At 37.8% G+C, this 14,589-nt stretch carries 14 protein-coding genes; 7 read left to right on the plus strand and 7 right to left on the minus strand.

What is annotated here, in order from left to right; all coding sequences use genetic code 11:
* Window positions 1–2 precede the first annotated feature (2 nt).
* Window positions 3–476, plus strand: a complete 474-nt coding sequence (locus MHH71_RS17450; RefSeq protein WP_006096926.1) for a sigma-70 family RNA polymerase sigma factor — start codon at window positions 3–5, stop codon at window positions 474–476.
* 62 nt (window positions 477–538) lie between these two features.
* Here the strand turns inward: MHH71_RS17450 and MHH71_RS17455 are convergent, their stop codons facing one another.
* Window positions 539–1,030 (minus strand): competence protein ComK, encoded by a 492-nt coding sequence (locus MHH71_RS17455; RefSeq protein WP_003209016.1) that lies wholly within the window; start codon window positions 1,028–1,030, stop codon window positions 539–541.
* A gap of 340 nt (window positions 1,031–1,370) precedes the next feature.
* Here MHH71_RS17455 and MHH71_RS17460 point away from each other — a divergent pair, with 340 nt between their 5' ends.
* Window positions 1,371–1,769 (plus strand): DUF4359 domain-containing protein, encoded by a 399-nt coding sequence (locus tag MHH71_RS17460; RefSeq protein WP_033799325.1) that lies wholly within the window; start codon window positions 1,371–1,373, stop codon window positions 1,767–1,769.
* A 20-nt stretch (window positions 1,770–1,789) separates the two neighbouring features.
* Here the strand turns inward: MHH71_RS17460 and MHH71_RS17465 are convergent, their stop codons facing one another.
* A complete protein-coding gene (locus MHH71_RS17465) occupies window positions 1,790–2,005 on the minus strand; it encodes a DUF2922 domain-containing protein (RefSeq protein ID WP_003203134.1) in 216 nt (71 codons plus the stop codon).
* Window positions 2,006–2,033: 28 nt separating this feature from the next.
* A complete protein-coding gene (locus MHH71_RS17470; RefSeq protein ID WP_003203136.1) occupies window positions 2,034–2,258 on the minus strand; it encodes a DUF1659 domain-containing protein in 225 nt (74 codons plus the stop codon).
* Between the two features lie 109 nt (window positions 2,259–2,367).
* On the opposite strand from MHH71_RS17470, the gene MHH71_RS17475 reads away from it, so the two are divergent.
* On the plus strand, window positions 2,368–2,853 hold the full coding sequence (locus tag MHH71_RS17475; protein ID WP_033799326.1) for a VanZ family protein: 486 nt from the start codon (window positions 2,368–2,370) through the stop codon (window positions 2,851–2,853).
* Window positions 2,854–2,934: 81 nt separating this feature from the next.
* On the opposite strand, the gene MHH71_RS17480 is transcribed toward MHH71_RS17475, so the two are convergent.
* Together MHH71_RS17480 and MHH71_RS17485 are read right to left on the minus strand one after the other, a co-directional pair.
* The gene (locus tag MHH71_RS17480) at window positions 2,935–5,691 is read right to left on the minus strand and encodes a DEAD/DEAH box helicase (protein WP_033799327.1); all 2,757 of its coding nucleotides are present in this window, start codon (window positions 5,689–5,691) and stop codon (window positions 2,935–2,937) included.
* Window positions 5,675–7,294, minus strand: a complete 1,620-nt coding sequence (locus MHH71_RS17485; RefSeq protein ID WP_006096931.1) for an SWIM zinc finger family protein — start codon at window positions 7,292–7,294, stop codon at window positions 5,675–5,677. The genes MHH71_RS17480 and MHH71_RS17485 overlap by 17 nt, the downstream gene beginning before the upstream one ends.
* 153 nt (window positions 7,295–7,447) lie before the next feature.
* On the opposite strand from MHH71_RS17485, the gene MHH71_RS17490 reads away from it, so the two are divergent.
* From MHH71_RS17490 to MHH71_RS17500, 3 genes are read left to right on the plus strand one after another with little or no spacing between them, the layout of a single operon-like run.
* On the plus strand, window positions 7,448–7,939 hold the full coding sequence (locus tag MHH71_RS17490) for a zinc ribbon domain-containing protein (RefSeq protein WP_033799328.1): 492 nt from the start codon (window positions 7,448–7,450) through the stop codon (window positions 7,937–7,939).
* A 5-nt stretch (window positions 7,940–7,944) separates the two neighbouring features.
* Entirely contained in the window at window positions 7,945–9,483 is a 1,539-nt protein-coding gene (locus tag MHH71_RS17495) for a zinc ribbon domain-containing protein (RefSeq protein ID WP_033799329.1), read from the plus strand.
* A gap of 12 nt (window positions 9,484–9,495) precedes the next feature.
* Complete coding sequence (locus tag MHH71_RS17500; RefSeq protein ID WP_006096934.1) at window positions 9,496–10,875, plus strand: zinc ribbon domain-containing protein; 1,380 nt, start codon at window positions 9,496–9,498, stop codon at window positions 10,873–10,875.
* A 58-nt stretch (window positions 10,876–10,933) separates the two neighbouring features.
* Here the strand turns inward: MHH71_RS17500 and MHH71_RS17505 are convergent, their stop codons facing one another.
* Both MHH71_RS17505 and MHH71_RS17510 read right to left on the minus strand, forming a co-directional pair.
* Complete coding sequence (locus MHH71_RS17505) at window positions 10,934–11,227, minus strand: DUF3910 family protein (RefSeq protein WP_006096935.1); 294 nt, start codon at window positions 11,225–11,227, stop codon at window positions 10,934–10,936.
* A 245-nt stretch (window positions 11,228–11,472) separates the two neighbouring features.
* Window positions 11,473–12,369: a cell wall-binding protein EntA gene (locus tag MHH71_RS17510; RefSeq protein WP_003209025.1), complete on the minus strand. Its 897-nt coding sequence runs from the start codon at window positions 12,367–12,369 to the stop codon at window positions 11,473–11,475.
* A 656-nt stretch (window positions 12,370–13,025) separates the two neighbouring features.
* Here MHH71_RS17510 and opuD point away from each other — a divergent pair.
* Window positions 13,026–14,540 (plus strand): glycine betaine transporter OpuD, encoded by a 1,515-nt coding sequence (opuD, locus tag MHH71_RS17515; RefSeq protein WP_006097495.1) that lies wholly within the window; start codon window positions 13,026–13,028, stop codon window positions 14,538–14,540.
* Window positions 14,541–14,589 lie beyond the last annotated feature (49 nt).

Below are 14,589 nucleotides of genomic sequence, written 5' to 3' on the forward strand. Positions count from 1 at the left end.
ATATGAAACCGGCTACTTTTACAGAAACAGTTACGTTGTATGAAAAAATGATTAAAAATCAAATGAAAAAGCTTTATCTGTACCGGGATTATGAAGAGTACTATCAATGCGGTTTAATTGGACTTTGGATGGCATATGAAAAGTATGAGGAGGAGAAAGGGACTTTTTCAGCTTATGCACTTGTAACAGTACGTGGATATTTGCTAGAGAAATTAAAGAAAGAAAATCGATTTCAAAAGCGGCATACATTCGCCGGACAGGAAATGTTACAAAATGTATGCGGAGCAGAAGTGTCGTCAGAAACTCAGGATTATATGAGTTTGTTAGATGAGAAAGAGAAACATATTATTTACGAACGTTTTTATGCAGGAAAGAAGATACATGAAATTGCGGAAGAGATGGAGATGACATATCATCAAGTGAGATGGGTATATCGGCAGGCGCTGGGGAAGATGCGCAGCAGTATAAGAGAGTGAAAAAAAGAAAAATGGAAGGCAGGAATATTCTGTGTCTTCCATTTTTTTATAACAAATTTGTACTAGCAAGGAAGTAATGGTTTGTCTAGGAGGCGCATGACTTTATAAATATCTCGAAATTGTTGTGAATCTTGCATGTTCATGCGGCACAAGAGAAATCCAGCTTTCAAAAATTGTTGTTGCATTTGATAAAAACTAGTAGCAACAATTATGGTTGTACCATTATAAAAATGAAGTTTGGATTGCTTGCGATTATTATAAATTTCTATTTTGTTTATATGACTATAGAAAACCCAAATACAGTCTGGAGATGCAGGAGATTTCGTTGGAATGGCGCAAATATAATGACGATGATCAATTGGGATCGGGATATTTTGTTTAAAGTAATAATTTTCTTGAATCGCATCTCGCCTTCCTTTATAGGTAGAATGGTTATGTAATAGGCAAGATAGCTGTACCAATTGTAATGATGTTTTAGATGAAAACTTAATATTTCCGTCATTTTCTGTTATTTTAGTACGGTGAAAAGGATGGGCGTAAGGCTCAAGTATCATTGTAGAACTAGAGATAGTATCATGACTAACTAGGTCGTCCAAAGGAAAAGCCTCCTTAAAAGTATTTGTTTACATATTTTAGTATATAGATGGAATATAAAAATAATTTTAAATATTTGTAAATGTTTGTAAAGTTTACTTTATTTTGTAAATAGTAAGCTTTCTATATAAATTCATTTTAATTTTTCGACATATAAGCTGTTTTGCATACAAAAATGAATCTACACTCTTTTCCTCCTTAAGAAGAAAGGGTTTCTATCGCTTTTTCAATTTAGGTTTATATAATTTGCATCGCTTGTACATATATATGAAAATAGAAACAGTTAGGCGGTGATAGAATATGAAACGGAAGTATATAATTATGGTACTTGTTGTCCTTCTTTTCGTATATTTAGCAAATAGCAACCCGAGTAAAGGGGAGTATACAGAATGGGCAGCAAAGCAATTTATGAATCGCAACGATATTAGTAAGAAGTTAACAGAGGTTGAAAAAGAAGACCCAGATGGGCTTGTTGGTGAACTTGCCACAATTGGTAAGAAGTTAGCAAAGAAATATGTAGAGCCACAAGTTGACGTGTTGATTAACCATTATACAAAGCGAAGCGATTATATTTTCTTCTCGACGTATAAGACGGAATTTACAATTGGGAAAGAAAATTATAAATATGTTTCAATCGGATTCTCTCATATTTTTATTCCGATTGAGATGCCGAAGAAAAAAGACGAAGCTGCAAATTGATGCAGCTTCGTCTTTTGCGTTTAAGGAGCAACTGTTACTTCTGATACTGTCTTTTCAACAAGGCGTGCCCCTTTTTTACGAGTGTTCCCACTAAGTGATAAGAAAATTGCAGAGGAGAGAATTGTGTCCATCACTTGGCTTATGGTTTGTTCATTCACAGGTGTAATAGGATTGTCGATAGAGAAGACGACTGTTTTTCCATCCTCTTTTAAGAAAATCAGTTCGAGTACTGTCATTGTCATTTACCTCCTTGTCACTAAATTTTTACGGATTTGAGATGTCAGATGTACTTAAAAGTTGAACTGCATGAAGCTTTAATCCTTGTAATGAAGCAAGGGCACGTCCCACTTCATGGACCTGTGCTACATCAGCATTTGGCTTTACTCGTTTAAATTGTTTGTTTTTCAAAATAGTTTTCCCATTTTTGTCTGTGCCACCGTTTAGGACAAGGCGCAAGCTTAAGTCAGTTACAATCGTTTCAATCGCCATTTTTTCACCCCCTTTTCGTCATATATATAGGAGGCAACGGTCATATTTTGGCGTGAAATTTTTTATTTTTTTTGGTACGCTTAGAAGAATAAGAGAGGAGTTTCAAAAGATGAATCGTAAATGGTTAGTTTGGATTCCCGTTTTACTATGGATGGGGATTATTTTTTATTCTTCAGCACAGCCGTATAAGAAGCAGGATATGCGTTCAGATATTGAGAAGTATATTCCGTCTCAATTTGTAGAAGAAAAATTCTCCGGTGTATCGATTGACTATGGCGGGGGAACACCGGTTAGCATTGAAAATAAAGGCGTTGGTGGTTTTGTTGAGTTTTTCCTTCGTAAAGGAGCTCATTTCACAGTATTCTTGATTCTTGGTGCGCTTTCGTATCATGCATTGCACCGTTCTGGTTGTTCAAGAATGCGTTCCTTCGTATTCGCACTTCTGATTGTCGCTGGATATGCAACATTCGATGAAATTCATCAATCGTTTACAGGTGACCGTACACCGATGTGGCAAGATTCAGTTTTAGATACGTCGGGCGGACTGACAGGAATTATAATAAGCAATTGGTTTTGGCATAGAAAAAGGAGCTAACCCTTCGGGATAGCTCCTTTTTTGTGAATATATCGACGCCTCGATAATATGCGACACAGCATCTCATTATTAAAATGGATTTTATATACCGAGTAATTCCTTCAACTCGTCTGTTGAGAGTTCTGTCATCCAGCTATCACTTGTGATAATAGCGCTACTCAGCGATTGTTTACGTTCTAGCATTTCATCAATTTTTTCTTCAAGTGTACCTGTTGTAATAAGTTTATGGACGTGTACAAATCGCTTTTGACCGATGCGATATGCTCGGTCTGTCGCTTGATTTTCTACAGCTGGATTCCACCAGCGATCATAGTGAATGACGTGGTTTGCGGCAGTTAAATTTAGACCTGTGCCGCCAGCTTTTAATGAGAGGATGAAGATGTCATATGTTCCATTTTGGAACTGTTCGATCATCTTATCACGTTCTATTTTCGGTACACTACCGTTTAGGAAGAGAACACGCTGACCGAATTTCTCTTCTAATATTTTTTGTAACATATTCCCCATTCCAATATATTGCGTGAAAATTAAGCAGCTTTCATTTTGATCTTTTATATTTTCAATAAGATCCATTAATGTTTGCGTCTTCATGGAGCGCTGCACAATATCTTTCGGCGCTTCTTCTTTTAAGTAAAGAGCGGGATGATTACAAATTTGCTTTAGCTTACTGAGCATCATTAAAATAAAACCGCGTCTTTCAATGCCTGTTAAGCCTTCAATGTTTTGTAGTGTATCTTGTACGAGTTGTTCATATAGTGATGCTTGCTCACCTGTTAGCGGACAGTATTCTTTTTGTTCTTGTTTGTCCGGTAAGTTTAATGCGACTGTTTGATCTTGTTTTGTCCGGCGCAGTAAGAACGGTGAGATGAATCTTTGTATTTGCTGAATTTTCGCTTCATCACGATCTTTCTCAATGGGTGTTACGAAGCGGCGCTGAAATTGTCCTAGGCTACCAAGATATCCGTGGTTCAAGAAGTCGAAAATAGACCATAGCTCTGCTAACCGGTTTTCCATCGGCGTACCTGTTAAAGCGATTTTGTGATTTGCTTGCAAATTACGAACCGCTTTCGATTGTTTCGTTTGCGGGTTCTTAATATTTTGCGCCTCATCCAGGATGATCGCATCCCAGCACTGCGCGTTTAACTCTTCTTCATCAAGTTGTGCTAATGCATAAGAAGTTAATACGACATCCGTACTCTGAAGAAAGTCCTTAAATGAATCGCCTTTCGAACGGTTGCTTCCATAATGTAATTGAACCTGTAAATGCGGCGTGAAGCGTTCAAATTCCTTCTGCCAATTTCCAAGAACAGACGTCGGTGCTATGATTAGTGCCGGACCTGTTTGGAGGCTTCTTTCTTTCACATATAATAAGTAAGTAATCGTTTGGATACTTTTTCCAAGACCCATATCATCCGCTAACAACGCTCCAAATCCGAGCTCTCGTAAATATAAGAGCCACTCTACACCGTGTTCTTGGTATGGGCGAAGTGTGGCTTGCAAGGAAGATGGTATTGGAACTTTTGGAATGTCTCCGATATGCAATAATTTTTGGAAGAGCTCTTCGTAATAGCCATCTAGCTCAATTTCAATGTCTGTAAATGGATTATCTTCTTCTACAATTTCTGCTTCGGCAGAGTTTGATAAGTGCTGCTGCAAAACATCCTTCATTTCAAGGCCATATTTATCTGCACGTTTCATTAGTTTTTTCACTTCTTCAATAAAGGCAGGGTCGAGTCTCATCCATTGTCCATTTAAATTGAAGAGTCGTTTGTTTTGTTCGACAAGATCGAAAAACTCACTCTCTGATAGGTCGATGCCATCTGTGGAAACGCGCCAGTCGAAATCGACGAGAGTGTTCATGCCGAAGAAGGATTGTGTTTGATTCGTACTTTGCTTCAATTGGACGCGTAACTTTGGTTTCGTTGCTTTTAAGTTTTGCCACCAAGACGGTAGTAAAATATCAACGCCGGCTGCTAATAATTCGTTACTCGCCTCTGTTAAGAAGTTCCATGCTTCTGTTTCATATAGCTCAGTTCGAAAGTGATCATCTTCCTCAAGCCATGGAACTAGCTTACCGAACCCTTCCTGCGTTTCTTGAATACGCTCTTCGTAGTTATGCCATCTTTTTGGTAGTGAATCGATGTCATTATAGACGTATATCCGGTGTGCTCCGCGTTTTGTGGTGATAATCGTTTCAAGTTTCCACAGTTCAAAATCATTGTGTGGTTCTTGGAGACGAAGTCCAATTGTGAAGGGAAGATCATCCTCGATGTAGCCAATTTTCCGGAGCCAATCTTCTTCATGCATTGCTGTTACAAGCTGTCTTTTCGTAAAATCATAGTGCTCATATAGTCGCTTCGCATCTTCCCAGCCATCATTAGAGTGAGCATCTTGAAGGATACTCTCATTAACTGCCTGAGAGAAAAGGGATGCTAACGTATCATCTTGAATTGAAACATTGCTAACTTTCCATGACGGATAATCGGACCAGCGCTTCATATCAGGTATAAAGCTTCCAGTTACAAAGGCATCCCATAGTTCTTTTGCATTTGGCGTAAGTGCGGTAATGGGATCATTCATTTGCAGCCTGGCAAATGAATTCATTGGTTTATTGGCGATATATTCAAATGCTTGAACGCTCGTTAGCATAATCCCGCTTCTTCCTTCGTATGTAGCTTCTTTCAAGAAGGTGCCATAGAAGGAAGTTGAATGCCATGTGAAGGCATGTTGTTTCCAATCTCTTGCAGGTAAGAGATTGCCGGTTTCATCTTCTCCCCAAAGGAACCAACCTTGACTTACGTGCTGGAGCCGAATTGTTACTTCAGTTTGTATGATCATCGATTAACTTTCCTTTCCGCAGTTCTTCCTGTAGTGCTCTTAGACGTGAATATAAGTTAGCGATTTGGACAATGAAAATGTGCCATTCATCTGTTCGTTTGAGCCGTTTATAGAGCATACGCAATTTCTTTAAGTAACGGACTGCACGGCGGTATGACTTGCGATTCCGTTCCTCAATTGCTTGCATCGTTGCAAGATGATAGAGCGGAAGAGCTGCTTCTGGTGCTTCTTTTTCAATTTCTTTCAGTGGTTCTTTTAGCAATTCAATTGCTTCAAATCCATACAAGAGATGAAGTTCTGTCCATGCATGATATTGTTTTTTTGCTAGTACATATTGCTCGTAGTTTGTGAAGCTATATGGCAATAGTTCTTGCAAAATCATTTCAAGACCTGCTTGTTCATTTGTGTGTGTTGCATATGTTTCATACATCATGACAAACAAACGAACGATATCTTTTACAAAAAGGGGATCGGCCTGATCATTCATTGTCTTTTTCACTTGTTTATATGTGAAAGACAGCCAGTTTTTGGCGCGCTCCCATTGCATTGTACTCAGTAAATCTTCGAGCCAGTCGAAATAAAGACCGACAACTTGAGCCGGTTGTGTTTCGAGTAAGACCATAGCTAAATGATCCTCTTCTTTTAAAAAGAAGAGGTGAGAAGAGGCGAGTGCTTTCGAAAGTGGATTCATCTTCGCATCAATTCGTTTTTCTTCTTCTTGTATCCAAGATTTTTCTGCTAGCAACTCTCCCCATATATGCCGGTAAATAAAGAACCTCTCCTGTGTATAGGAATCGGTAGAGAAGAAAATATCATGCACTTGGCGAGCTGTTTCTTGCAAAATTGGTTCACATTCAGCAGGAATCGATTCTGATTTCAAGTCACGTACAAGTGATTCAACTTTATCAACAAATAGCCGGACAACGTTAATAGGTTGGTGATAGGAATACGTTTTGTTTGTCTCAAAGTCAAGAATTTCTTCTAATAGCTTTTGAAAGCAAAAAAGTGCGCCATGCAATTTGAACAATTCATGTATAGCAACGACACGCGGCGCTTTTCGTTCTAATTTCATGTAAAAGTCTGTAAAGATGCTCATAAGAAAATACATTTGTCTATACGAGAGTCGTGTTTGTTCTTTTTTAAATGCGTCATATTCAGATTCAAAATATGCGTGCCAACTTGTAAAGTCCGTTTCTTCAAATGCAGACGATTGTAATACTTGTCGTGCTGTTCGAATCGGAGGGAGTGATGGTTTCGTTTTATTTTTAAATAATGTTAATACTTCTCCCACTTGTCCGAAGCTAGAAGCAGCAGACAGTAGAACAGCAAGCATGTGCTCGCACTGCGTCGGCGCGAAGCAATCACAATAGCTTTCCGCGATATTACGCATTGGAATATGGACGCTATACACATTTCCTTCAGCATCTACGGTACCTGATAACGTATAGCCATCAAAATCAACGTTGTAGACAAGACCGCTGCGATATAAATGACGAGCAGTGGCAACATGCTCTTGATCGGCTACTTGCTGCGGATCGAGTCCTTGAACAAATTCATTCGCGATCATCATAATTTCATCTTTCGTAATTGAATGTTGCAGCATAGTTTTCCTCCGTACAAAAGATTTATTTCCTCTACCATTATAAACAAAAAGAGGCAAAAACAGAAAAAATGAATTTGCTCGTATTCAATCTAGAAAAATATGGTAATATATATAGTTAAATACGTGACTTTTTTGTTTAGGAGGGGATTTGATTTGTCAGATTTGCAGACGAAATTAGGAAGCGGTATGAATAAGCTACAAGAAGGAATTGAACAGGGAAAGATAAAGTTGCAAGTGGCACAAGAGATTGCGCAATTAAAAAAGGAAATACAAGTGCAGCTTCATAAGAAGACAGAAATTTTATTAGAGCTTGGCCAACAGGTATATGTTCAGATTCGAGATACTGGGGTCAAGGAAGAGGTATTAAAGCAATTAGTTGCTCCGATTCAAGAATTTGACGTTTTAATTTATCAAGCACGAAAACGAATTGTTGAACTGCAAAAACAACAAGGAGAGAAAGTAACGTGTGAGTGTGGAGGCTCTTTATCAATTGGTGATAAGTTTTGTGGGACATGCGGAAAACCAAATCCAATGCTATTTGTAGAGAGCAACGTAGAAAAGGTTACGTGTGTATCATGTAATGAGCACATTGCAAAAGGCTCCATTTTTTGTCCAGTTTGTGGAATTAAGCAAGGTGGGGAGTGAACGAAATGTACTGTCGCATGTGTGGGAATCAACATGGAGAAGAAGTGAACTACTGTCCAAATGAAGGAAGTATGACAATGGTGTATGGAGACAGTGTCGTTCTTGAGCAAGACAACTCTAAATATTGCCGTGATTGTGGGAATGAAAATGCAGAGCAGAACCTGTATTGCCAAAAGTGCGGACATTCTTTATTTACAGTGAAGAAAAAAGAACATATCGTAAAGTTACCTAGTATGGAAAAAGGTCATAAAGTTGAATTAGGCTTACATAAAGGTGGTCTGAAGACAGGGATAATTGGCGGAGCAATTGCAAGCGTTCTTATGTTACTTGCGGGATGGCTTGGAAGTTTAGCAGTTTCAGAGATGATGAAAAAGATATTCCATGAATTTGCTAGGGAATTAACAATGTTACCTGATTTTTATGCGAGTACAACCTCTACACTATTAAGCTATCATTTACTTGGTTTTTCAGCAGGAAATGAAGGCGGAATTGTTATGTCGTTATCTTGGCATACTCCATTCTTTTTACTATTAATTATTCCATTTGTTATTTTATGTGGAGTAGGGATTTGGATAGGAAAACAACGTGTTGCAAAGACGATTGGAGAACAAATCGTACTAGCGGCAACAGTCGGTATTATGTATGGATTATTCTTATTTGTAATCAGTTTTATTGCCTCACAATCAGTTACATTCCCAGAAGTAGGAACGATAACAGTTGGATACTCTTCGTTGAAAAGTTTAGTAAGTGGTTTTATCTACGGAACTTTCTTTAGTTTATTTGGATTGATTGCGCATACAAGCCGAAACAATATAGCAGATGCGTTTCAGGAGCTACTTCCATACGGGGCATCGCTATATCATGGAATGGCAGCGATGGTGAAAGGTCTTTTACTGACAGCTGCTATTTTTTGTGTGACGACATTCATTACACTATCCGGTAGTAATGCAAAGCCTTTCGAACATGTAGCACCGACAATTTCAGCGCGTGCAATGATGGCATTGCAACTCACACCAAATGTATGGAGTATGACTCATTTTGCACCAGTAGAAATAAAAGTTCCAGCGTTACAAAAGGAAATGTCTAAAGTAATGACAACAGGTGACAAAAGTATGATAGAACTTTCATTCATATCAGGTGTATCTGCTGGTGGCGTTAAAATAAAAGATATTTTAATTGCTGAAGGTGCTCCGCTATCAGCAATGGAAAGTTTTGATGAGATAAATGGTAAATTCCACCTTGGTTTGTTGCTCCTTATGATCCCAGTATTCTTTATGTTTAGAGCGGGACAAAAATTAGCGAGGGTGCCATTCTCTAATATGTATGTAACGTTAGCTGTATGTAGCGGTGCTTATACAATTATGATGATTGTAATGAATCTTCTTTCTAAAATTGAAATTAATATTGCAGGAAAGCTAACAAAGGAATTTGGAGTAGGTGGAACAGTATTTTCTATGCAGGGCGGCTGGATCTATTTAATACTCGGTAGTTTTATTCTGACATATGCAGCTGCCTTCGCTGGAATGAAATTGGCAAGGAAGTAGGGGGGAAGTATCGTGAAGTTTTGTGGAACATGTAAAAAACAAGTCGCAGATTACTTAAATTTTTGTTCTGAATGCGGAAGTAAAGTAGAAGTGATTGAAGAAAATGTAGCGGCTTCGAGAGCAGATGTACAGAGGGAAATGCAACCAAAGAAGAGCAAGAAAAATATTGTACTCCTCATTGTATTCGTCGTACTCGCTGCTTTACTATTTGGAGCATATAAATTCGGGGCATATAAATTCTCGAAAGAAAAGCAAATCAATGCATTAATTGATGCTTTCAATAAAAAAGATATAAATACAATTGATTCTCTTATAAAATCGGATGACCCAGGTTTGAAAATTAAAACAGAAGATATTAAATCTTATTTACGTTATTTAAAGGATAGTCCTTCATACAATAAAGAATTGTTATCTTACTTACAAAAGCAAACGGTAGATACAGAGCTCGTTAACAAAGAAAGCTTTGTGGACGGACAAATTGTAGAGGATGGAAAAGAGTGGTTCTTATATCCAAAATATAAGTTCAGCATTAAGTCGTATTTTATGACGGTCAGCACAACTGCAAAAAATGCAGAAGTATATGTAAATGATAAAAAAACGGCTGATATTTCTAGCGAAAAATCTTCTAAAGAAATCGGACCTTATTTCCCTGGGACGTATGTTGTAAAAGCAAAGGCGAAGGCAGAGCTTACTGAACTAGAAACGGAAAAGGAAGTTGAGTTAGCTGGAGAAAAAGAAGGGAAAGTGGATGTGAAATTACCACTTGAAGGAAAATATGTTACAATCTCTTCTGACGAAAATAGCGCTAATGTCTTTGTAAATGGTAAAAAACGTGGGAAACTAGAGTATGGAAGCTATAAGCTCGGACCAGTACCAACAGATGGGACGGTCGAAGTTCATTTAGAGAAACAAACTGATTTTGGTGTTGTGAAAACCGAAAGTGTAAAAATTGGTGATGAGGGGAGCTCCTATTATTTGAAATTCCCAAAACAAACATCGGATACGGCAGTTGGTGACTTTGTTCGCACTCATATTTATAACAACGTGCGCGCTATTTCTTTAAATGACTTTAGTCTAATTGAAAATGACTATGATAAGAGCGGGAAATCATATAAAGAAGACCGTGATTATCTGCAATATTTAAAGAAAAAAGGAATTACTGAGGATTTATTAAAATTTGAAGTCCGTAATGTTGAACGTCAAAGTTCTACGAAATATAAAGTAACGACATATGAAGAATACAATATTCGCTATGGTGATGGATCTGTAAAGTTTAAGAGCTTTAGCAATGAACATATCGTTACAGTAAATGCGGATGGGAAACTAATGTATCATTCAATCAGTGCGAATAATACATTGAAAACAGAAGACGTATCTGGCCCAACGCATTAAAATGTGAAAAGACTATCTCTTTACAAAGAGGTAGTCTTTTTTTGATATATCGACTTCTCTACAAAATACGACAAGCCTGTACATATGGATCTTGTAGAATTCTTTCTACTAACGGAAGCATTTCTTCTTGAAAGGGTATATCAATTGGAAATGGTTTTTGTGATCCCGGTTTTGTGCCGTATTGCACAAATTTATATTGAACGGATTGATCGTGCTTGAGCACAATCAGCTTATAGCGATTGTCATCATGTTCAAGTGAAAAATCAATTGTAGCCCCGTCGTATGTTACATCATCTTTGTAGATGTATGGCTTCGGTGTGCCGATCCAGTCTATTTTTGCATGTGGGTTCATGGTATAGCCTCCTTATCGTCATTATATATATATCCATTTTGGTTTTCCAACATATAAGTCGCTGCTAGGAGACTTGCGCTCGTTTTTACTTTGCATGGGGTTAAAAAAAGGCCCTGACCGCTTCTTTCCATGGCCGGCAGCTCTCTCGCATCTAAAAAAGGATGTTTTTTCATTTGTGTTTATATAAAAAAGTAAAAGCCAGCTCTCAATATATGAGAACTGGCTGAATTTTTAGCAGTCATTGGTTATTTTAAAATTTTCACTTTAACGGATTTACGTCCCCATTTGTTAGCGGCTGAATCAGAGCCAACTAGAACGTCGATACGGTTACCTTTAATTGCGCCGCCAGTGTCACCAGCGATTGCTTCTCCGTAACCTTCTACCCATACTTTTGATCCAAGTGGAATCACTTTCGGGTCAACAGCAATCATTTTCATGTTTGGATTCGCTGTTAGGTCATGACCCATTGCAGTTAATACACGACCACCATATGTGCCGCCATTTTCACTCGGATGAGCTGTATATGCTGTAGCTTCAACTGTTAGTTCACGACCACCAGAAGGAGTGTTTGTTTCTGCTGCTTTGACAGCAGGTTTAGCAGCTGGTTTTTCTTGTGCTGCTGGTGCTTTTGCCTCTGCTTTAGCAGGTGCTGCAGCTTGAGCAGGAGCAGGCGTTTCTTGTTTTTCAATAACAGGTGCTGTACCTGTTAAGAAAGGAACATGAACGTAAGCCGTTTTCCCATTATATTCGAATTGTAACCACTCATTTTGTACTTGGTTCGTTGTTTCGATCATATCGTCTTTCTTAAGCGTACCAAGAACTTCTGAGTTTGTGTTTGCTTCAGCACGTACGTTTAATACGTTTGCTGTTACGTAATAGATGCTTTTTGTAAATTCTGCGTTTACGAATGCGTCTTTACCATCTAATTTGATTTTTGACCATCCGTTTTCTGTATTTGTAACATCTAATTTATGACCATTTAATAATTTGCCTACAACTTGTGATTCAGTAGTTGGGTTCTCGCGTACATTTAATACGTCTGTTGTTACAACAGTTTCTGCTTTTGCAGAAGTAGTGAAAATCCCAAGACCAAAAACCGCTGCCGTTGCTATACCAATTAATTTTTTCATGATAGCCTCCATTGCGTTTGTTTTCGTGTCCTCATTATAGCAACAGTTTTTTTCGGAATTTGGGAAATCACACAATTACAAACCATTCGTAACAAATCATTAATACTCTGTAATATAGAAAGAAATAATAGAAAGCAGTTTTCATTCCGTGTTTTTAGGAGGTTTGATAGATATCTCTATTACTTATAGCATAGAGGATATTTTTCAACTGAGATAATAATGTTACGCAGTTATTACGATAGGGTTACTAAATGGTTACAATCCTTGAGTAATTCGTCGATTTGTGACTAAAATAGTTATATAAACATAAATAATTTGTTTGTGTATTCACAAAGAAGTGCTATATCCTTACAAAAACAACCGCATAATTGTTACAAAAAGAAAGAGCTGCTATCCGTAAATTTGGCTTTTTTCCAACTGTAACACACCTTTTTGGGGAAACACACTCCCATCCGCATCTATCTCGCACGATTTGGCGGTAGCATCTCCATTTTATAATCCGAACGGTTATATGGAGGCTCAACTGTCCATAAGAATTCTAATTGGTGAAGGCTGATTTTAGAGAGCTGAAAGAAAATCACCGCAAGAAATACTTCACTTTATCCGATTTAACATATCGGAATTAGAGTCATTTTACGAAAAAAAGAAACCTACAAAAGGGGGATTTTATGAGGAAACTGACAAAAACATTTATTGTCTCATTAACATTATGTATTGCATTTACAATTTGGGGGATTATTCCCGAATCTATAATCGGAAAAGGTAATTTAGGAAATGTGACTACTGCAATTCAAACTGCATTAGTTAGTAAATTTGGTTGGTTCTATATCATTTCTGTTTCTGTTTTCTTAGGTTTAGCTATCTTTTTAATCTTTTCAAAATATGGTTCGATCCGTTTAGGGAAAGATGATGATAAGCCTGATTATAGTTATATGACCTGGTTCGCTATGCTCTTTAGTGCCGGCATGGGAATCGGTTTGATTTTCTGGGGAGTTGCGGAACCATTAAATCATTTATACACACCGCCATTTGGAGAGAGTGCAACAGAAGAGAGTGCACGTCTTGCACTTCGTTTTTCATTCTTCCATTGGGGATTACATCCATGGGGTCTGTATGCACTTGTAGCACTTTGTATTGCTTATTTTACGTTCCGAAAAGGGAAACCAAGTACAATTAGTGCAACAGTTGGTTCTTTATTTAAGAGTGGTGAGCACGGACGGATCGCACATACGTTTGACGTGTTAGCTGTATTTGCGACAGTATTCGGTGTTGCAACTTCATTAGGACTTGGAGCAAAACAAATTGCAGGTGGCGTTAGTTACTTAACATCTATTCCAAACTCATTAACAACGCAGTTAGTTATTATTGGGGTAGTAACGGTCCTATATATGTTATCTGCACAAACAGGATTAGATAAAGGGATTAAATATTTAAGTAATATAAATATTATTTTAGCCTTTGCACTTATGGCAATCTTATTATTTGCAGGTCCAACGAACTTTATTATGAATTACTTTACTTCTACAATCGGTTCGTACATTCAAGAGTTGCCAAGTATGAGCTTCCGTTTAAGCCCATTAAATGAGGGTGGTAACCAATGGATTCAATCATGGACGATATTTTACTGGGCATGGTGGATTGCATGGTCCCCATTCGTTGGTACATTCATTGCCCGTATTTCACGTGGACGTACGATTCGTGAGTTTGTTATTGGTGTGTTGCTCGTTCCAACAATTATTGGTGCGCTTTGGTTCTCTGTATTTGGAGGAACAGGTATTCACATGGAGATGTTTGATGGAGCAAATATTTATGGACAAATTAAAGAGATGGGCACAGAAATTGGATTATTCGCTATGTTAGATCATATGGGCAGCATAGGACCAGTTTTATCTGTTCTTGCGATTTTACTGATTTCAACATTCTTTATTACTTCAGCAGACTCTGCGACATTTGTTCTTGGTATGTTAACGACAAATGGTAGTTTAAATCCACCAAATCGTATTAAACTGGTTTGGGGTCTTGTTCAAGCAGCATTGGCAGCGATTTTATTATATGTAGGTGGATTAGAGGCATTGCAAACTGCTTCGATTATCGCAGCATTCCCGTTTGTATTTGTTATCTTCTTTATGGCTGCTTCCCTATTTAAAGAATTACAGAAGGAAGTTCGTCATCACCATAAATAATAGAAGGAAAGAGCTGATTTTGAATCAGCTCTTTTTTGATAGGTTGTGC

It is taken from the genome of Bacillus sp. FSL H8-0534 (genome assembly GCF_038005885.1).
GTDB classification, from domain to species: Bacteria; Bacillota; Bacilli; order Bacillales; family Bacillaceae_G; genus Bacillus_A; species Bacillus_A pseudomycoides.

Coding starts and splice junctions, on each gene's coding strand:
- MHH71_RS17485 (WP_006096931.1), bottom strand. CDS start 7,294: ATGCTGCAACATTCAATTACGAAAGATGAAATTATGATGATCGCGAAT.
- opuD (WP_006097495.1), top strand. CDS start 13,026: ATGAGGAAACTGACAAAAACATTTATTGTCTCATTAACATTATGTATT.
- MHH71_RS17480 (WP_033799327.1), bottom strand. CDS start 5,691: ATGATCATACAAACTGAAGTAACAATTCGGCTCCAGCACGTAAGTCAA.
- MHH71_RS17465 (WP_003203134.1), bottom strand. CDS start 2,005: ATGACAGTACTCGAACTGATTTTCTTAAAAGAGGATGGAAAAACAGTC.
- MHH71_RS17475 (WP_033799326.1), top strand. CDS start 2,368: ATGAATCGTAAATGGTTAGTTTGGATTCCCGTTTTACTATGGATGGGG.
- MHH71_RS17510 (WP_003209025.1), bottom strand. CDS start 12,369: ATGGAGGCTATCATGAAAAAATTAATTGGTATAGCAACGGCAGCGGTT.
- MHH71_RS17455 (WP_003209016.1), bottom strand. CDS start 1,030: ATGATACTTGAGCCTTACGCCCATCCTTTTCACCGTACTAAAATAACA.
- MHH71_RS17450 (WP_006096926.1), top strand. CDS start 3: ATGAAACCGGCTACTTTTACAGAAACAGTTACGTTGTATGAAAAAATG.
- MHH71_RS17495 (WP_033799329.1), top strand. CDS start 7,945: ATGTACTGTCGCATGTGTGGGAATCAACATGGAGAAGAAGTGAACTAC.
- MHH71_RS17470 (WP_003203136.1), bottom strand. CDS start 2,258: ATGGCGATTGAAACGATTGTAACTGACTTAAGCTTGCGCCTTGTCCTA.
- MHH71_RS17460 (WP_033799325.1), top strand. CDS start 1,371: ATGAAACGGAAGTATATAATTATGGTACTTGTTGTCCTTCTTTTCGTA.
- MHH71_RS17505 (WP_006096935.1), bottom strand. CDS start 11,227: ATGAACCCACATGCAAAAATAGACTGGATCGGCACACCGAAGCCATAC.